General features: G+C 66.6%; 19 protein-coding genes and 2 tRNA genes. 10 read left to right on the forward strand and 11 right to left on the reverse strand.

Features of this window, described 5'->3' with window-relative positions; translation table 11 throughout:
- Positions 1–81 precede the first annotated feature (81 nt).
- Complete coding sequence (locus tag C458_RS10825; RefSeq protein WP_008575656.1) at positions 82–1,017, forward strand: DMT family transporter; 936 nt, start codon at positions 82–84, stop codon at positions 1,015–1,017.
- Between the two features lie 12 nt (positions 1,018–1,029).
- On the opposite strand, the gene C458_RS10830 is transcribed toward C458_RS10825, so the two are convergent.
- Complete coding sequence (locus C458_RS10830; protein WP_008575658.1) at positions 1,030–1,329, reverse strand: hypothetical protein; 300 nt, start codon at positions 1,327–1,329, stop codon at positions 1,030–1,032.
- A 346-nt stretch (positions 1,330–1,675) separates the two neighbouring features.
- On the opposite strand from C458_RS10830, the gene C458_RS10835 reads away from it, so the two are divergent.
- The 4 genes from C458_RS10835 (at position 1,676) to C458_RS10850 (ending at position 3,977) form a co-directional block, all read left to right on the forward strand.
- Positions 1,676–1,942, forward strand: coding sequence for a hypothetical protein (locus C458_RS10835; RefSeq protein WP_008575661.1), 267 nt, complete (start codon positions 1,676–1,678; stop codon positions 1,940–1,942).
- A gap of 188 nt (positions 1,943–2,130) precedes the next feature.
- The gene (locus C458_RS10840) at positions 2,131–3,114 is read left to right on the forward strand and encodes an aldo/keto reductase (RefSeq protein WP_004042350.1); all 984 of its coding nucleotides are present in this window, start codon (positions 2,131–2,133) and stop codon (positions 3,112–3,114) included.
- Positions 3,115–3,174: 60 nt separating this feature from the next.
- A complete protein-coding gene (locus C458_RS10845) occupies positions 3,175–3,735 on the forward strand; it encodes a DUF1684 domain-containing protein (protein ID WP_004062529.1) in 561 nt (186 codons plus the stop codon).
- A 53-nt stretch (positions 3,736–3,788) separates the two neighbouring features.
- On the forward strand, positions 3,789–3,977 hold the full coding sequence (locus C458_RS10850; RefSeq protein WP_004042355.1) for a hypothetical protein: 189 nt from the start codon (positions 3,789–3,791) through the stop codon (positions 3,975–3,977).
- Between the two features lie 177 nt (positions 3,978–4,154).
- Here C458_RS10850 and C458_RS10855 read toward each other — a convergent pair whose 3' ends face one another.
- The 3 genes from C458_RS10855 to C458_RS10865 form a co-directional block, all read right to left on the reverse strand.
- Positions 4,155–4,631, reverse strand: coding sequence for a type IV pilin (locus tag C458_RS10855; RefSeq protein ID WP_008575668.1), 477 nt, complete (start codon positions 4,629–4,631; stop codon positions 4,155–4,157).
- Entirely contained in the window at positions 4,632–5,060 is a 429-nt protein-coding gene (locus tag C458_RS10860) for a type IV pilin (RefSeq protein WP_008575669.1), read from the reverse strand.
- A 454-nt stretch (positions 5,061–5,514) separates the two neighbouring features.
- Positions 5,515–8,616 carry an adenosylcobalamin-dependent ribonucleoside-diphosphate reductase gene (locus C458_RS10865; RefSeq protein WP_008575671.1) on the reverse strand — a complete coding sequence of 1,034 codons (3,102 nt, stop codon included), beginning with the start codon at positions 8,614–8,616 and terminating at the stop codon, positions 5,515–5,517.
- A 535-nt stretch (positions 8,617–9,151) separates the two neighbouring features.
- Here C458_RS10865 and C458_RS10870 point away from each other — a divergent pair.
- The gene (locus C458_RS10870; protein ID WP_004042362.1) at positions 9,152–9,364 is read left to right on the forward strand and encodes a hypothetical protein; all 213 of its coding nucleotides are present in this window, start codon (positions 9,152–9,154) and stop codon (positions 9,362–9,364) included.
- A 92-nt stretch (positions 9,365–9,456) separates the two neighbouring features.
- Here the strand turns inward: C458_RS10870 and trpG are convergent, their stop codons facing one another.
- Genes trpG through trpD form a run of 4 tightly spaced genes read right to left on the reverse strand, consistent with a single transcriptional unit; the run spans position 9,457 to position 13,307 of the window.
- Entirely contained in the window at positions 9,457–10,077 is a 621-nt protein-coding gene (trpG, locus tag C458_RS10875; protein WP_008575673.1) for an anthranilate synthase component II, read from the reverse strand.
- Positions 10,074–11,648 carry an anthranilate synthase component I gene (gene trpE / locus C458_RS10880; protein WP_008575675.1) on the reverse strand — a complete coding sequence of 525 codons (1,575 nt, stop codon included), beginning with the start codon at positions 11,646–11,648 and terminating at the stop codon, positions 10,074–10,076. The genes trpG and trpE overlap by 4 nt, the downstream gene beginning before the upstream one ends.
- On the reverse strand, positions 11,645–12,310 hold the full coding sequence (trpF, locus tag C458_RS10885) for a phosphoribosylanthranilate isomerase (protein WP_008575677.1): 666 nt from the start codon (positions 12,308–12,310) through the stop codon (positions 11,645–11,647). Before trpF ends, trpE begins: the two co-directional genes overlap by 4 nt.
- Before the next feature lies 1 nt (position 12,311).
- A complete protein-coding gene (trpD, locus tag C458_RS10890; protein WP_008575679.1) occupies positions 12,312–13,307 on the reverse strand; it encodes an anthranilate phosphoribosyltransferase in 996 nt (331 codons plus the stop codon).
- 240 nt (positions 13,308–13,547) lie between these two features.
- On the opposite strand from trpD, the gene C458_RS10895 reads away from it, so the two are divergent.
- From C458_RS10895 to C458_RS18480, 3 genes are all read left to right on the forward strand, one after another.
- Positions 13,548–13,622, forward strand: a tRNA-Val gene (locus tag C458_RS10895).
- A gap of 45 nt (positions 13,623–13,667) precedes the next feature.
- Positions 13,668–13,742, forward strand: a tRNA-Val gene (locus C458_RS10900).
- Between the two features lie 375 nt (positions 13,743–14,117).
- Positions 14,118–14,267: a hypothetical protein gene (locus C458_RS18480; RefSeq protein ID WP_008575682.1), complete on the forward strand. Its 150-nt coding sequence runs from the start codon at positions 14,118–14,120 to the stop codon at positions 14,265–14,267.
- Here the strand turns inward: C458_RS18480 and C458_RS10905 are convergent, their stop codons facing one another.
- The 3 genes from C458_RS10905 to C458_RS10915 form a co-directional block, all read right to left on the reverse strand.
- Positions 14,268–14,777: a DUF2062 domain-containing protein gene (locus tag C458_RS10905; protein ID WP_008575683.1), complete on the reverse strand. Its 510-nt coding sequence runs from the start codon at positions 14,775–14,777 to the stop codon at positions 14,268–14,270.
- A 91-nt stretch (positions 14,778–14,868) separates the two neighbouring features.
- Entirely contained in the window at positions 14,869–15,306 is a 438-nt protein-coding gene (locus C458_RS10910) for a CBS domain-containing protein (RefSeq protein ID WP_008575685.1), read from the reverse strand.
- Position 15,307: 1 nt separating this feature from the next.
- Complete coding sequence (locus tag C458_RS10915; RefSeq protein ID WP_008575687.1) at positions 15,308–17,611, reverse strand: methyl-accepting chemotaxis protein; 2,304 nt, start codon at positions 17,609–17,611, stop codon at positions 15,308–15,310.
- 161 nt (positions 17,612–17,772) lie between these two features.
- Here C458_RS10915 and C458_RS10920 point away from each other — a divergent pair, with 161 nt between their 5' ends.
- Positions 17,773–18,066 carry a hypothetical protein gene (locus C458_RS10920; protein ID WP_008575689.1) on the forward strand — a complete coding sequence of 98 codons (294 nt, stop codon included), beginning with the start codon at positions 17,773–17,775 and terminating at the stop codon, positions 18,064–18,066.
- Positions 18,067–18,104 lie beyond the last annotated feature (38 nt).

The raw sequence follows: 18,104 nt of genomic DNA on the forward strand, positions 1-18,104 counted from the left end.
CTCGGCCGACGCCACCCTCGCGGCACCGGCGAAACCGCCCCGTAACGAAACGTTCAGGCCCCTACCGGGCGCACCATCGCTGTGACACGGTATCGAAACGTCGGTCTGTTCGTCGTCCTCGCCGCCGTCTGGGGGTCCGCGTTCATGGCGATCAAAGCCGGGCTGGAGTTCTTCCCGCCGGTGCTGTTCGCGGCGCTCCGGTACGACGTGGCGGGGGTCGTGATGCTCGCCTACGCGCTGTACGCCACCGACTCGCCGCTCCCGCGCGACAGAGCCGAGTGGACCGAAGTCGCCATCGGCGCGGTGTTCCTTATCGCCGCGTACCACGCGCTCCTGTTTATCGGCGAGACCGACCCCACCGTGACGAGCGCCGCCGCCGCCGTCATCGTGAGCCTCAGTCCGGTGCTCACGACCGGATTCGCGCGACTCCTGCTCCCGAGCGAGCGACTCACCGCCCTCGGCGTCGTCGGACTCCTCCTCGGACTCGTCGGCGTCGCGGTCCTCTCGGAACTCGACCCGAGCAACCTCCTCGCCGGCGGTACGGTCGCGAAACTCCTCATCTTCGGCGCGGCCGCGGCCTTCGCCCTCGGCTCCGTCCTGACACGTCGGGTCGACTCGGAGCTGCCTATCGAGACGATGGAGGCGTGGTCGATGCTCCTCGGCGCGGGTCTGATGCACGTCGCGTCCGCCGGCCTCGGCGAGCGCCCCGGGGCGGTCGTCCTTAACGTCCAATCGGTCGCGGCGCTCGCGTATCTCTCACTCGCGGCGAGCGCGCTCGGCTTCCTCATCTACTTCGACCTGCTCGCCCGCCTCGGTCCCATCGAAATCAACCTCGTCTCGTACGTCGCCCCCGTCTTCGCGGCGCTCTCCGGCTGGGCGTTCCTGAGCGAGGTTCCGACACCGTCCACGGTCGGCGGGTTCTCCCTCATCTTCCTCGGGTTCGTCCTCCTGAAGCGCGGGGCGATTCGGCGCGAACTCCGCTATCGGTTCGGTGACGGTGCCCGCGCGACCGACTGAGTGGGCGCGCGGCTACGCGTCCGTCGCGTCCGTCGCGTCAACCCGCTCGACCGTCTCCACTTCTCCGATCATCGTCCAGCCGTCTTCGCCGGGACGCTGTCGACCGACGACGACCGCGTCGTTGTGCTCCGTCGTCGCGAACCGATAGACTGCGTCGTCGCCGTCGAGTCCGCCTTCGGCCTGAAAGTCGGTCTGGAAGAACTCCGCGCTCTCCAGCGTGAACGTGCCGGCTATCTCCTCGCCGACGACGAGGCGCATAGCGTTCGGGTGGATGTTGTACATGCGCTTTGCGACGCGATTGAGGTCGGGCATACCCCGACAGTTGCGCCCGCGGGCTAAATCCCTGCGGGGGCGACGCCGACCGAACCAGCCGTCGGACCGCGGGCGACGTGTCGGGCTCCCGACCGTATCGAGCGCCGCGTTCGAACCGGAGAAACCACGCGGAAATTCAGGGTTCGACGACCGTTCAAGAACGCACGACTATTCCGTGAATAAAAGAGTTAGAGGAACTTATGAAGAATTAGACGGCCGCTCGCCTATCGATGAAACTTCACATTTACCGGATAGTCGTGGGTAAACGAGTATGAAACGAGTCGAATTCTCGCACCTAATTATGACCCCTCCGCTCCATGTCGTAGTCGTAGGTGCCCCCCAACCAATGTCGAACTCCCCATCCACGGTCCCCCGTGAACGCCTCTCCCAACTCCGTGAGGTCGTAACGGAAGAACGGCCGCTCCGCCTCGGCTTCGAACTCGTCGCCGCACCGCTTCGGTTCGTCGGCTTCTGGGCCGCAGTCGCCCTCCCGTTCCTGTATCTCCCCTTGCTGTTCGGCGGCCTCGAAGCCAGCGAGTTCACCGTCTTCGGAGCGCTTCTCGCACTCAACGCGCTCGCGCTCGTGATTGGCCACAACTACGCCCGTTCGTAGACGCGGTCGTACACCGGCGCGGGTCGTGGTTTACGACAACGAACTGCGTTTTCCCTCCATCTCCGCGGCCGTCCTCTCGTTTCCCGTCTCTCGGGGTCTGTGCGGCCATCCGGTCACTGCCGCATGTCCCTCACGTTCGACCATCGGGAACCGAGTTGCTTTACCGCGGTCCGGTCTTCGGACTCAGTATGTCGCTTTCGATGGTTCCACTGGGACGGACCGGAACGACGGTCTCCGAGCTCGCGTTCGGGACGTGGCGGTTCGGTCGGCAGAACGACGACGGCGCGGTCGAGGTCGGACGCGACCGCGCCCACGAGCTGCTCGACGCCTACGCCGCCGCCGGCGGGAACTTCATCGACACCGCCGATATGTACGGCGACGGTGCCAGCGAGACGTACATCGGCGAGTGGCTCGGGGAGCGCGACCGCGAGGAGTTCGTCGTCGCGTCCAAGGTTTTCTGGCCCACCCGCGAGGACGCCAACGGCCGCGGGCTCAACCGGAAGCATCTCCGCCGCCAGATAGACCGCATTCTCGACCGGCTCGGCACCGACTACGTCGACCTGCTGTACATCCATCGGTGGGACGACGAGACGCCGGTCGAGGAGTTCATGCGGACGCTCGACGGGTTCGTCCGCGACGGGAAGGTGAACTACCTCGGCACCTCGACGCTCGAACCCAACGCCTGGAAAGTCGTCAAGGCGAACGAACTCGCCGACAAGCGCGGCTACGAGCCGTTCAAAGTCGCCCAGCCGCGGTACAACGCCGTCAACCGCGAGATAGAAGGGAACTACCTCGATATGTGCGCCGACTACGACATCGGCATCGTCCCGTGGTCGCCGCTGGCCGGCGGTTTCCTCACGGGCAAGTACGCCCGCGACGAGCGCCCGCCCGCGGACTCTCGCGCGGCGAACGACCAGCGATTCGCCGACTCGTATCTCACACCGGCGAACTTCGACGCGCTCGAACAGGTCGAGGAGGTCGCCGAGGCGGTCGGCGCGTCGCCCGCGCAGGTCAGCCTCGCGTGGCTCATGCATCACCCGCAGGTCACCGCGCCGATTGTCGGCGCGCGAACGGTCGACCAGCTCGGCGAGAACGTCGTGGCCGCGGACATCGACCTCACGCCCGACCAGTTCGAACGCATCTCGGTCGCCAAGCGTCACTTGTCCGCGTAACAGCTTCGGAAGCGACCCCGAACCGTCAGGTGTAGGTGTCGTCGGTGGGTATCGGCGCGTATGACCGACGACGCGTTCGACGCCGACGCCTACGTCTCCGAGCTCCGGGCGAAACGCGAGGAGAAAGACGACTTCTTCGGGTCGCACCCGCAGTCACCGATTCCGCCGGAGGAACGGGACGACTTCGACGGCCTCGACTACTTCGACCCCGACCCCGACTACCGCGTGACCGCGTCGGTCGAGACGCACGCCGACCCCGAGCCGGTGACGATGGACACCTCGACCGACGGCGAGGTCCGGTATCTCCGCGTCGCCACGTTCCGCTTCGCACTCCGCGACACCGACCTCACCCTCGGCGCGTATCGTCAGGAACACGACGACTCGCCGACGCTGTTCGTCCCCTTCCGCGACAAGACGACGGGACAGCAGACCTACAACGGCGGTCGGTACATGGAACTCACGCCCGACGCGCCCCTCGACGAGTTGGAGGAGGTCGTCGTCGACTTCAACCTCGCGTACAACCCGTTTTGCGCGTTCACCGAGGCCTTCGAATGTCCGCTTCCGCCGGAGGAGAACTGGCTCGACGTGGTCGTTCCTGCTGGCGAACGGGACTACGAGTAACCCGGCGAATCAAAAGCGCAAGTTCCATATCGGACGCTTCCGGAGAGACCGACATGGGACTGCTCAGTTCGAAGAAAGCCGTCATCGGGATGGTGCTGATGATCGTCGGGACGCTCGCTATGCTGCCGGGAATGCTGCCGAACTCCGCGCAGGTGATGTCCTACGCACTCGTCGTCGGTGCCGGCGCGCTCACCCTCGGAACGTGGATGGTCGGCACGTCCGAGGACGGCCGCCCGGTCTGAGACCGGCGCGTTCCCCGTTGTAACGGCGAAGAATCGCCTGTTCTCGCGACGGCGTCGTTTGTCCGTCTGATCGGGTGTCAGCGACGCGGCCGGACACGCGCCGCAGGAGTCGAGTCAGCCGCGGCTCGGCGGGTCGGACAGTCGGAGGAAAACGATGCCGCGAAGGCTGTGTCGCGTTCAGGCGTCGGGGCCGGACCAGCTCTGGAGGGTGGCGGAGTTACTGCCACTCTCGGAGGTCCAGATGACTCGAACAGTCGCGGTCGAGAGGTCGTCGGCGTTCTGCTCGACAACCGTCACTTGGCTCCCGGCGGTGATTTCCGTCTCCGAATCCGAAGATATCGACTCCCAAGTGCCGGTCGTCCCGCTCGACCCGGCGAGTTCAGTTCCCGTGGAGTCGTTCAGGGCAACCGAAGAGGTGATGTTGACCTGCCCGGCGTCAATGGACGAACCGCTCTCGTGGGTAACCGTGAGGGCGGTGCCGTTGTAGTCGAAGCCGAAGCTCGCCTGCGGGGCAGTGTCGCCGACCTGGTCGCCGAGGCCGAGGACGAACGTCCCGATGACAGCCGCGAGAATCACCGTGATTGCGACCATGAGGATGACGCCGATGACCGGCGACACCGCGTCGTCCTCGGAGAGGAGGTGTTTGCAATTCATCTATCCGTTGTAGGTCCACTGCTGGAGCGTGGAGGACGTACTGCCGCTCTGCGAGTTCCAGACGACGCGAACGGTATCGCCGTCAGCGAATCCACCAGATTTGTTTGCAACGGCGGAGCCTCCTGCAGTGATCGGATCGGAGCCGCCGAGAGCGGTCCAGTTACTACCAGAGTCGTCGAAGTCACCAGTCACTGTCACCTGGTTCGCGGCAATCTGTTCGCCGCTCTCGTGGGTGATGGTCAGGTTGTCGGTGCCGTCGTAATCGAAGCTAAAGCTCGCCTGCGGCGACGTTTCGCTGACTTGGTCGCCGAGGCCGAGGACGAACGTCCCGATGACGGCCGCGAGAATCACTGTAATCGCCACCATCAGGATAACCCCGATGACGGGACTGACTGCACGGTCTTCCGTGAAGAGATGTTTGAGTTGCATGCGTTATGTCCGACACCCGGACGGTATCGCTCGCCGAAGACGCCGGTGGCGCGGTCGTCGCTGCGCGACCAGCATCCCTGCCCGGCACCCGTCGCGGTGTGTCCACCCGACCCGTATCCCCGGGATAACTTAAATCTACGTACCAGATTAATGGTCAATTTCGCCCTCCGATTTGAGCATTAATATAGTGTTTATATTGTGTTTAAGTCTCTAACCATACCCTTCGAGAGAGAACGTTAAAGAACATCTGACACGTTCTCGGGGATTTCTTTTCTATCCCGGTGTTCGTCGTCGTTCTGACCGGTCGGTCACGACCGCGGCTGTCCCCGTTCACGACACGTCGAACACGGCGACGAGAGACGGGATAGTACGAACTCGCGGAGCGGAGAGCACAAACGAAAAAACGGAACGAGCGGGACGAGACCGCGACGGCGGCGGAGTTACTCCCTCGCGTTCAGCACTCGGACCAGCCGCAGTTCTGGCAGGTCTTACAGCCTTCGGAGTAGTAGAGGTCCATCTCGCCGCACTCGGGACACTCGGGGCTCTCGCCCGCCGCGAGCAGGTCCGCGACGGCGTCGTTGTCGGAGCCGTCGTCGACGGCGACGCCGCCGTCGGTGTCCGCGTTGGCGTCCTCGGCCGCGGCGGCCTCGGCTTCGACCTCGGTCAGGTTCTGCTGTTGCGGGTAGCCCTTGTCGATGTCGCCGTCGAGATACCGGCGCATCGCGGTGCCGATGGCGTCCGGGATGGAGTTAATCTGCTCTCCTTTGTCCCAGGCGACCTTCGGGCTTCGGATGCCCTTCAGCTCGTTGGCAATCTCCTCGGGGTCGACGCCCGAGCGGAGCGACGTCGAGACGGTCTTGGCGAGCGCCTCGGTGAAGGAGGCGGTGAAGCCGCCGGAGTTACCGATGTTGGCGAACAGCTCGAACGGCTCGCCGTGTTCGTCCTCGTTGATGTTGACGTAGAGCTTCCCGTAGCCGGTGTCGATGCGCTGGGTGACGCCGTACAGCACGTCCGGACGGGGGCGCTTCTTGCCGACATCGCTCGGGGAGTCGGCGAAGGCGAGTTCGAGTTCGCTGCCGATGAGGTCCGAGACCTCCTCGGAGTCGAGGAACGCCTCCACGTCGCCGAACACGTCGCGAATCTGCGAGACGATGGCCTCGGCGGCCTCCTCGTCGTCGGAGAACTCGGTGTTCTTCGCGCGCGTGGTGAGCACCTGCTTCGAGCGGGTGCCGTCGCGGTAGACGGTGACGCCCTTGCCGCCGTGGTCGTAGATGTAGCGGTAGACCTCGTCCATGTCCTCTTTCGAGGCGCTGTTCGGGAAGTTACAGGTCTTCGAGATGGCGGAGTCGACGCCGCTCTGGAGGGCGCACTGGACGCCCGCGTGCTCGATACCCGCGAGGTCCGAGGTCACGACGAACAGTTCGGAGATAGCGTCCGGAACCGTCGACAGCGAGGAGAGGCCGTCGAACTGGTTGCTCGCCATCTGCTCCTGTGCCTCCTCCTTTACGGCCTCGACGTCGATGTCGTTGGCCTCCAGCACGCGGAGGAAGTAGTCGTCGAACTCGACGAGCATCTCGTCGCCCTGCACGTCGTCGGAGACGTTCTTGTAGTAGGCGACGTTGTAGATGGGCTCACAGCCGCCGGTGGTGTTCGACACCATCGACGTGGTGCCCGTCGGGGCGATGGTCGTCGTGTTGTGGTTGCGGATGGGGTAGCCGTCTTCCCAGTCATCTGCCGACTCGCCGGTGTGGTGTTCGAACCACTCGCGGTACTCGGTCGGGTTCGCGTACTTCGAGTCCTCCCACGCTTCGAACGGGCCGCGTTCTTCGGCGAGTTCGTGGGACGCCCGCTTGGACCCGTGGTTGATGTGGGTCATGAGCTGCTGGGCGATTTCGTTGCCCTCGTCGGAGCCGTAGCGGACGCCGAGCTGGATGTACAGCTGAGCGAGGCCCATGATTCCGAGCCCGATTTTGCGGAGTTCGCGGACCTTCTCCTCGATTTTCTCGACCGGGAAGTCCGACATCGTGACGACGTTTTCGAGGAAGCGCGTGCCGCTTTCGATGCGGTGGTTGAACTCCTCCCAGTCGACGGCGTCTTCGAGGAACGCCTCCGTCGCGGCCTCGAGGGAGTCGTACTCGTCGCCGTGGGCGTCGTACCAGACGCGCCAGTCGGGCGAATCCTCCGCGACGAGCGTCGAGAGGTTGATGTGACCGAGGTTACACGCCTCGTACTCCTCCAGCGGCTGTTCGCCGCAGGGGTTGGTGGCGAGAATCTGGTGGTCGGGGTGTTTCTCGACGTCGAAGGAGTGTTGCTTGTTCGCGCGTTCGAGGTAGACGACGCCGGGTTCGCCGTTCTCCCACGCGCCCTCGATAATCTGGTCCCAGAGTTCCTTCGCGGGGACCGAAAGCACCTCGCCGACCTCGACGTACTCGCCGAGACCGAACATGTCGTAGATTTCCTTCGTCTGCGGCGTGGCGACGTGCGGCTCTTCGGTGCGGGGGTTCGTGAAGACGAACTCCTCGTCGTTGTACAGCGCCTCCATGAAGCCGTCGGTGATGCCGACGGAGATGTTGAAGTTCGAGAGGTGGCCCTCGACGGCGTTACGGAGGTGCTTGGGGACGCGGCCGTCCTCGTCGATGAGTTCGCGCGCCTCGTCGAGCGCGTCGACGAACTTGGTGTGAGTGAAGTCGTCGGGGTCGTTCAGGCGGAGCGTGTGCGCGAGCGACACGTCCTTGTTCTTCGCGTGGAGGAACTGGATGACGTCGGGGTGGCTGACGCGCATGACGCCCATCTGTGCGCCGCGGCGCGCGCCGCCCTGCGCGATGGTCTCGCACATCTGGTCGAACGTCCGCATGAACGTGATGGGGCCGGAGGCGATGCCGCCGGTCGAACCGACCGCGTCGCCGTAGGGGCGGAGCTTCCAGAAGGCGTAGCCCATGCCGCCGCCGGACTGGAACACCTCGGCGGCCTCCTTGGCCGTCTGGTGGATGTCCGTGATGTCGTCGGCGGGTGAGTCGACGAAACAGGCCGAGAGCTGTTGGAGTTCGTCGCCGGCGTTCATGAGCGTCGGCGAGTTCGGCATGAAGGAGAGCTGTTCCATCAGCTCCTCGAACGTCTCGCGCTTCTCGACGACGACCTCGCGTACTTCCGCGGGGAGTTCGGGGACGAGGGTGTCGTAGGCGAACTTGTTGACGTTGTAGACCGAAAGCGTCGTCTCGGCCTCGTCGTCGTCGGCCGTGACGCCCTTGCCGAAGACCTCCGCGGCGAGTTCGTCGCGGCGCGGGTGGTCCGGCTTGATGAGGTCGGGCGTGACCGTGAGTTCGATGTCGCGTTTTTCGGCCTCGAAGACGGCTTCCGCGAGCGCGATGTTCTTCGCGACGCGGGGGAACAGGTCCTCCTGCGTCTCGACGAGGTCGCCGTCGGCGTCCTTGCGGAGGTAGCGGGCGGGGAGAATGTTGTTGTAGGCGTTGCCCGTCATCCGCGCTTCGAGGGTCTCGCCTTCGGTCCGCTTGACCGGCAGCACGAGTTCGTCCGTCGAGAGGTTCGCGTCGCTCATCTTACTGTCCCTCCCGCCCGAGCCGCGTTCGAGCGAGGTCGCGTCGATAGTGTCCGAAAATTCCGCTCATTGGTAACGATATTGGTGTGTGTTGCGTGGTTGGTTAAGGGCTTCGAACTCGGAGGTTCGACCGCCGAACGTATCATAATTAGTTCAATTACGACGACGGCCGACGACCGGGTCCGAACTGCACGGATTCATAGGACGGACGGACACCACATAACCGTAGGTAGAGCGGAGTGGAAGTGAAATTGTGACGCCAAAAATCGCAAGACGTAGCGGTGATATCCAGTAGAACGTGAGGGGGGAGCCAGGGCGTCTGAAACCGTCACATGGTGAACTGTCCCGCATCACCGGAGAGGATATAAAGGAATCCCGGACAGTCGACAGCCACACAACTATCAGAATTCGTATGTTCGAATTTCGCAGTCGCTCAGGGGTGCCGAAATCGGTCGTTTCGGCGGGAAAATCACACCGGAACCGCGCGACGAGACCGCCCACAAGCTTATCCGCTCTACGGGTGTCATATCGGGGTATGGTACTGACTCCCCTCGCGCTCACCCCGTTACAGCTCGGCGGCCTGCTGTCCGGGCCGCTCGGTCAGATGCTCGTGGTGCTCGCGGCCGTCGCCGTCGTCATCCTCGTCGGCCGGCTGTTCCTCAAAATCGCGTGGCGACTGGTCACTATCGCCGCCATCGTCGTGGGCGCGCTGCTGTTGCTCTCGTTTTTCGGCATCAACGTCCTGTAATCCGAGCGTGCGACCGTCGCCGCGGCCGACACGGAGTGGTCGCGGGCGCGGCGCACGCCTCGCTCGGCGCGTCTGACCCGACCCGACCCGACTCAGGCCACGTCGAAGCCGGCGACCGCCGTGAGGAAGTTTCTGACGACGCCGTGTCCCGACCCCGTGAGCACGCTCTCGGGGTGGAACTGGACGCACTCGATGGGGTGCTCGCGGTGGCGGACGCCCATCACGAGCGCCTCGCCGTCGTGGTCGGTCGTCGCCGAGACGTCGAAGCAGTCGGGGACGTCCGTGGCGACGAGCGAGTGGTAGCGTCCGGCCGGGAAGCCGTCTTCGAGGCCGGCGAAGACGCCCTCGCCGTCGTGGTCGACGGGGAACGCCTTCCCGTGAATCGGCTCCGGCGCGTGGCCGATGGTCCCGCCGTAAGCGTACACCGCGGCTTCGAGGCCGAGACAGACGCCGAGCGTCGGAATATCGGTCGACAGCTCCGTGAGAACGTCGTTGGTCACGCCCACGTCGCGGTCGTTCTTCGGGTGGCCCGGCCCCGGCGAGACGACGATGGCGTCGGGGTCGAGGTCGCGTATCTCGTCGAGCGACGCGGTGTTCTTGCGCACCTCGATGTCGAGCGGTTCGCCCTCGACGGTCTGCTCGGAGAAGTACTCCACGAGGTTGTACGTGAACGAATCGAAGTTGTCGACGACGACGAGCCGAATCGCCGTCATTGCGACGCCTCCTCGGTCCCGTACTCGATGCGGCGGACGGCGTCGAGCACCCCGCCCATCTTCTGTTCCGTCTCCTCGTACTCCGCGGTCGGGTCGGAGTCTGCGACGATGCCGGCACCCGCGCGGACGGTGATGGTGTCTTCCGAGCCGTCGGATTCGACCGTCGCGGTTCGGATGACGATGGCCATGTCGGCGTCGCCGGTCCACGAGTAGTAGCCGACGCCGCCGCCGTAGACGCCCCGGGACTCGGCTTCGAGGTCGTCGATAATCTCCATCGCGCGGACCTTTGGCGCGCCGGTGAGCGTCCCCGCGGGGAACGTCGCTCGCGTGGCGTCGAAGGCGTCGGCGTCGGGGTCGAGCGTCCCCGAGACGGTCGATTCGATGTGCTGGACGTGGCTGTACTTGATGATGCTCATGAAGTCCTCGACGCGGACGCTCCCGGGCGTCGAGACCCGGCGCACGTCGTTGCGGCCGAGGTCGACGAGCATCGTGTGCTCTGCGCGCTCCTTCCCGTCCGCGAGGAGTTCGCCGGCGAGGCGGCGGTCCTCGACCGGGCCGGACCCGCGCTGGCACGTCCCCGCAATGGGGTTGACGACGACGCGGTCGCCCCTGACCGAGACGAGCGTTTCGGGGCTCGCGCCGACGACGCGCCGGTCGCCGTGCCGGAGCAGGTACATGTACGGCGAGGGGTTCACCTCGCGGAGCGAGGCGTACAGGCCGACGGGGTCGACCTGTCCGCGGAGCTTCCGCGTGCGCGAGATGACGCCCTGATAGATGTCGCCGTCGCGGACGTGTTCTTTCGTCTGTCTGACCGCGGCCTCGTAGTCCTCGCGGGAGCCGGCGTCCTCGCCGGTCCGCTCGAAGCCGCCGGGGGCGGGGTCGTCCGCCGCGCGGAGCTTTTCCGCGACGCGCTCGGCTTCGGCGACGACGCCGTCGTACACCTCGCCGGGGTCGTCGTCGGGCGAGACGACGGGAGTACAGACGAGGCGGACGGCGTCCTCGCGGTGGTCGAACGAGAGGGTCCGGGTCGTGAGGACGAACTCGGCGTCCGGGTCGTCCGTGTCGGGGCGCTCGCGACCGACTTCGTCGAGCCAGAGGTCGTAGACGGCCTCGTAGGCGAGGAAGCCGACCAGTCCGCCGGTGAGCGTCTGGCGGTCCGTCTCGGGGAAGTTGACCCGCGGGAGGTCGGGGAGCGCGCCGCGCAGGGAGTCGAGCACGTCGCCGTCGCCCGCGCCGACGAACTCCGCGGCGGGGCCGCCGAGGTCGGTCACGTCGACGCCGTCGGGGCCGACCGTCACGACCGCTTCTGGGTCGTAGCCGACGAACGAGAAGCGCGCGTGGGAGTCGGCGGCCGTCGCGGGCGCGGAGAACGCGCCCTGCGGGTTGCTGGAGGAGACCTTCTCGGCGCTCTCCAAGAGGAAGCCGTAGTCGCTGCGGTCCGCGAGCGTCGTGTACGCGGCCAGCGGGTCGACGGACACGTCGAGGTCGGTCACGAGGTGGGTCACGACCGGTCCGTCCGCGTCGCCGACGAGCTCGACGAACTCCTCGCGGTCGGTGTCGGGGGCCGTCACGCGACGACCTCCTCGTGGTCGTCGGACACTCCGCGGGCCGCTTTGGCCGCGGCGACGAAGGCGCGAACCGCGTCGTGGTCCTTGACGCCGCCGGAGGCCTCGACGCCGCTCGCGACGTCGACGCCGTAAGGTTCGACGGTTCGAACCGCCTCGACGACGTTGTCTGGCGTCAGACCGCCCGCGAGAATCACGGGCGCGTCGACCGCCGCGACGAGGTCGCGCGAGGCGTCCCAGTCGTGGGTCTCGCCGGTGCCGCCCGCGCCCGAGTCGGAGGGCGTGTCGACGAGGATGGCATCCACGACGGGCGCGAGGTCGCGTGCGCGGTCGAGGTCGGTTGCATCGACGACCGGGACGACGCCGACGCCCGTCGCGCGGAGCGAGTCGAGGTCGTCGGCCGCGAAGTCGCCGTGGAGTTGGAGCACGTCGGGGCCGACCTCGCGGGCGAGGTCGCGGGCGTGGTCGATGGAGTCGGGCATCGTCACGAGGGTGGTCGTGAGGAACGGCGGCGCGGCGGCGAACAGTTCGCGGGCGCGCTCGCGGGAAATCTCGCGGGGCGTGTCCACGGGCACGTCGCAGATGGCACCGACCGCGTCGGCACCGGCCGCGTCGACGGCGGCGAGGTCGGTTTCGTCGGTGACGCCGCACACTTTGACGCGGGTCATCTCACGCCTCCCGAAGCGCGTCGAGTTTGGCTTTCGCGGCGCCGGAGTCGATGGCGTCGCGGGCGACCTCGACGCCCTCCGCCAGCGAGTCCGCGAGGCCGGCGACGTAGATTGCCGCGCCGGCGTTGGCGAGGATGAGGTCGCGCTTGGGTCCGGTCACGTCGCCGGTGAGGATGCCTTCGAGGTCGTCGGCGTTCTCCTGCGGCGTGCCGCCGGCGACCGCCTCGATGGGGGCCCGTTCGAGGCCGAGATCGGCGGGCGTGAGGGTGTACTCGGTGATTTCGTCGCCGTCGATTTCGGCGACCGTGGTCGCGTCGTGGAGCGCGATTTCGTCCATGCCGGAGCCGTGGACGACGAGGGCGCGCTCGACGGGCATATGCGACAGCGACTCGGCGATGACGGGGACGAGGTCGGCGTCGTAGACGCCGAGGACCTGCGCGTCGGCCCCGGCGGGGTTCGTCAGCGGGCCGAGGACGTTGAAGACCGTCCGCATGCCGAGTTCCTTCCGCGGGCCGATGACGGCCTTCATCGCGGGGTGGAACACGGGCGCGAGCATGAAGCCGACGCCGCTGTCCTCGATACAGGCCTCGACGGACTCGGGTTCGGCCTCGACGTTCACGCCGGCGACCTCCAGCACGTCGGCGCTCCCAGAAGACGAAGAGACGGAGTAGTTGCCGTGCTTGGCCACCGCCGCGCCCGCGCCGGCCGCGACGAGCGCGCTCGTGGTCGAGACGTTGATGGTGTTGTAGTCGTCGCCGCCGGTGCCGCAGGTGTCGACGAGCGGGCCGCGGTCGGGCTCGATGGTCAGGGCGGCGTCGCGCATCCCCTGCGCGAACCCCGCGATTTCGGCCTCTGTCTCGCCTTTCGCCCGGAGCGCGGCGAGGAGCGCGCCGATTTGCGCCTCGGTCGCGTCCTCGAAGACCGCCCGCGCGGCGTCGCGCGCCTCCTCGACAGTCAGGTCCGCACCGCCGGTCACACGTTCGATATAATCCTGCATTGGTAATCACCGATGTACTTCTTCGGGTTACGATGTACAAATTCGTACATTGGCTTAAGCGTGTCGGGCTGGCGAAAATCGCCGGCATCGGACGGTCGGCGCGCGGGGCGAATCGACCGCCTCGGACGACGGGACCGCGCTGTGACCCGAATCGCCGCACGTAGTCCGATTCGAAAGCTTAAATTGTAACCCCGGACAACGGAGAGATACGTCCGAACGGACGCGGGAAGCACCGTAACCGGGTTGGTGGTCTAGTCTGGTTATGACACCTCCTTGACATGGAGGAGGCCGGCAGTTCAAATCTGCCCCAACCCACTCCTCTTCCCGGGTTTCGGCGTTCGGCGATGTTCGCAACACACCGGGTTGGTGGTCTAGTCTGGTTATGACACCTCCTTGACATGGAGGAGGCCGGCAGTTCAAATCTGCCCCAACCCATTTCGCTTCTTCGAGAACTCAACGAACACCGAGGCGGAGTCTCGCGTGTGAGTGTCCGTTCGAGACGAGCGAACTTCTTGGGGTTGTTTGAACTCGGGAGCGACGCGAACAGAGTAAGCGGAGTGACCAAAGTTCAAATCTGCCCCAACCCATTTCTCTCCGACGCCACGGCCGCGAGAGACCTCTGTGTCTCTCGCGTCGGCGTCGTGTACGTGGTTCCGGGCAGATTTGAACAGCGAGCGGACGCAGTGAGCGAGTGAGGTTCACGCGAGCGGAGCGAGCGTGCCACCCGACACAGCCCACCACGGCATCCAGCCGAACAGACAGCCTCCCGCACCACCCAACCACTATGCCGTCCGCCCGCGAATCCCGTCCATGGCCCTCCTGCAAATTCCCGGCGGCCCCGAACTCGTTATCTTGGCGTTATTGCTCCTCATCCCGCTCGCGCTCGTCTATCTCGGCTACAAGCTCATCCAGTCGCTCCGGGCGTTCGAGGAGGGCAGAGAGGAACAATCACAGCGGTAGTCACGACGGCACGTCGGGTCGGGCGTCGTCGCTTCGACTCTCGGCGGCTCCCGCCGGCGACGCCGACCGCTGTCGCCGGTGGTGCAGACGCGCCAGTTGGAGCGTCACCGCGTAGCCGACGACGGCGAGGACGGCGGCGAGAATCGTGTTGCCGACGAGCTGTCGGAACAGGATGTCGACGCCGGAACTGAGCGACACGTCTGCGACCGAGGCCCCCGAGACCGGCCCGAGCAGATGCGAGCCGAGCCAGAAGCTCGCGCCGTAGACCGCCCACTTGACGGGCGGGTTGAACACGACGAGCGTGGCGACGAGCGCGAGTCGGCTCGCCCGCTCGACGAAGTAGCCGACGAGGGCGAACAGCGCGAGGGCGGTCCCTGCGGTCGGCATGGCCACGAAGAAGACGCCGAACGCGAAGCTGGCGGCCACCTCGTGAGGTGTGTGGTCCGCCGCGAACGCTCGTTCGAGGCCGGACCTGACGCGGGGACGAATCGACGCGAGACGGTCGTACACTCGACGTGACTAGATGCGAGACGGCGTAATCAACGCTTCGCCGGTAACTGTTCGATGCTACCAGTCACCGCGGGACAGCGGCCAGCGACGGTCAGCGGAACCGGCGGTCCGACTCCCACTTGTCCTTGAGTTCTATCATCTGGCCGACGCCGCGGGCCACGTCCGAGAGGTGGAAGGCGATGTCCGTGGCGGTCACGATGCCGACCATCTCCGAGCCGTCGACGACGACGAGCTTTTTCACCCGCGTTTCGCGCATCTTCTCGGCGGCCACGCGCGTCGTGGAGTCCGGTCGAATCCACTTGATTGGGCTCGACATGACCGCGCGGGTCGGGACCGCCGAAAGCGGTTTCCCGCTCGCCACGCCGGCGCGGAGCGCGTCCGATTCGGTGACGATACCCGCGGGACCGCCGTTGGCCATCACGACGACGCTCCCCGCGCCCTCGCGGAGCATGGTCTTCGCGCAGTCCGCGACGCTCGACCCCAGTTCGACGGTCGCCACCTCCTCGGTCATGATGTCGTCGACGCGCATCTCAGTCGTCCGCGGGCGAAGGTTCTCGCTCGGGGCGCGGCTCGGATGCGGTGCGGGCCCGGTCCGAGTCGGTGGCCGCCTCCGCGTCCGCCTCGCCGCCGAGCACGTCGTCGACGGTCGCGGCCACGTCGCCGCCGTCGTCGACCTCGAACGCGTCGAGGAGGTCGTCGAGGTGACTCATGTGCGACGAGAGTTCGCGCACGTCCCCGTTGACGTCGACGAGCGCGGCGCTCTGTTCTTGTGCGGTCGCGGAGACGTTCTCGGCCTCGGCGGCGGTTTCCTCGGAGATGCCCGCGATTTCGTCGGTCATCGAGAGCACCTCTTGGGAGGAGTCGGCCTGACTGCCCGTGGCGTCGGAAATCTCGTGGACGCTCGCGGTCGTCTCCTCGACGCGCTCGACGATGCCGTCGAACGAGGAAAGCGCCTCGTCGACCGAGGTGGCGCTCTCTTCGACCTGCGCCCGCATGCGCTCGATGCGGGAGACGACGGCGTCGCGCTGGGCCTCGATTTCGGTGACGAGCGACTCGATGTCGCCCGCCGAGGATTTCGTCTCCTGTGCGAGCTGTTTGACCTCGTTGGAGACGACGGCGAACCCCTCGCCGGCCTCGCCCGCGCGGGCGGCCTCGATGTTGGCGTTGAGCGCGAGGATGTCGGTCTGCTCCGCGATGTCGGTGATGACCCCGACGATGTCCTCGATTTGAGCGAGGCGGTCGTCGAGTTCGCGGACCTCGTCGACGGTCGCCTCCGTCTCGGCGCGCACGGCGTCGATGTCGTCGAGGGCGTCGGTGGCGGCGGTCTGCCCGTCGAGCGAGCGCGCCTCGGCCTCCTCGGTGAGCCGGACGAGCTCGTCGGCCGACGAGGCGATCTGCTGGATGGACGCGGAGAGGTCGTTTATCTCGTCGGCGGCGGCGACGAGGCTATCGGTCTGCTCGCTCGCGCCCTCGGAAATCTGCTGGACCGACGCCGACACCTCCTCGCTCGCGGCGGACACGTCGTCGGCACGGTCGGCCACGCGGTCGGCGAGCGTCGCCACGTCCTCGCCGAAGGTCTTGACCGTGCCGACGGTCCGTTCGATGTCGTCCATCATCTCGTTGTACGCGGCGGCGACGGTCGCCATGTCGCGGCTCTCGGAATCGGTCGGGAGGCGGACGCGCAGGTCGCCGTCGGCCGCGCGGGTCATCGCCTCGCTGTAAGCGCGGGCGTCGGCGCGCTGGTCGCGGAGGTCGTCCCGGAGGTTGTCGATGCCGCGGACGACCTGTCCGAACTCGTCGGTGCGGTCGGTTTCGAGTGCCACGTCGAGGTCGCCGTCGCGGAGCGCGGAGACGGTCGACGCGAGGTCGACGAGCGGGCGCGCGGTGTTCCCGCGGACGATGAGCGCGAAGACGACGAAACCGAGCATCGAAAGCGCGAGCAGCGTCGCAATCCCGAGACCGACGCTTCGGGAGAGCGCGAAGACGCTGCTCGCGGGGGCGTGCAGGAGGAGCACGCCGCCGGAGACGGGGACGTGCGCGACGACGTGCGGCGAGGAGACGAAGCCCTCGACGGGGGCGAGGCGGGTGACGCCCGTCTCGCCGGCGAAGGCGGCGTCGAGTTCGGACGCCTCGGCGGCGGGATAGGCGACGTTCGACCGGCCGCCGCCGCCGTCGTAGAGGACGTTCCCGTCGGTCGTGACGAGTTGGGTGAAGCCGCCGTCGATGTGGTTCCCGTCGAGCGCGGCCCCGAGCGAGGACGCCTCGGCGACGAGGACGATTGCGCGGGGTTCGATGGACGGGAGCGGCGCGACGAAGCCCATGTAGGCGACGCCGTCTTCGACGTAGACGGTCGTTCGTTCGACGCCGTCGTCCGAGAGGTCGGCGCTCGCGGGGAGCGGAAGCGACCCGTCGTCGAACAGCGTCGTCCCGACCGCGCCCTCCTCGGACGAGCCGATGACGGCCGTCGTCTCGGTGTTGACGAAGTGGAGCGCGGCCACGTCCGCGGGCATATCTTCTTTCGCGGCCGTCAGCGTCGCCGAGGAGCGCCCGTCGAGCGTGCTGCCGGCGGAGGGGTCGTCGGCGACGATGCCCACGAGGCGTTCGCGCTCGTCGAACCAGGTGTTCACCTGCAAGGCCTCGCGTTCGGCCTCGGTGAGCAGATCGGCGCGGGCGTCCGCGTCTATCGTGGATGCCGTCTGTTGATACTGGACGATTCCGACACCGGCGACGAGGACTGAAACGAGCAGCATCGCGGCGACGAGTCGCCGCGTGTAGCTCTCCGTAATCGCATCAGGAAGCCGTGATTCGACCTCCAAAACGAGATTCTCGGCCATTACCGTACCGACCCGAATGCGATGCATAAATCCGCGCGTCCGAGTATCAAACGAGATAATATAGCGTCGCGGCGACGGCCGAACAGGCTCCGGCGACCGCGGACCACGAGCCGGTCCGATCCGAGCATCAACCATACGTCTGTTGGGAGCTAGCAAGCCACATGGAAGCCGAGTTCCGCCTGCTCGTGGCGGGCTTTTGCATCGTCGCGCCGTCGCTGTTGTTCGTCGGCTTCGTCAGACTGCTCGACGCCATGCGCGAGGACGCCCTCGTCGAGCGCGTCCTCGACAGGGTCGACGAGGGCGACGGGCCGACCGGGACGGCGCTCGACCCGACGACGTTCCTGCGGTCCGCGGGGGAGCAGTCGCGTCGGCGGGCGGCGGTCTGCCGGGAGTGCGGCGCGCCGACCGCGACCGACGGCGGACGCTGTGGGCTGTGCGGCGCGGCGTTTCGATAGCGCAAAAAAGACGAGAAAACCGAAAACCGCTTCGGGCG

Source organism: Haloferax sp. ATCC BAA-644, from assembly GCF_000336975.1.
GTDB classification, from domain to species: domain Archaea; phylum Halobacteriota; class Halobacteria; order Halobacteriales; family Haloferacaceae; genus Haloferax; species Haloferax volcanii.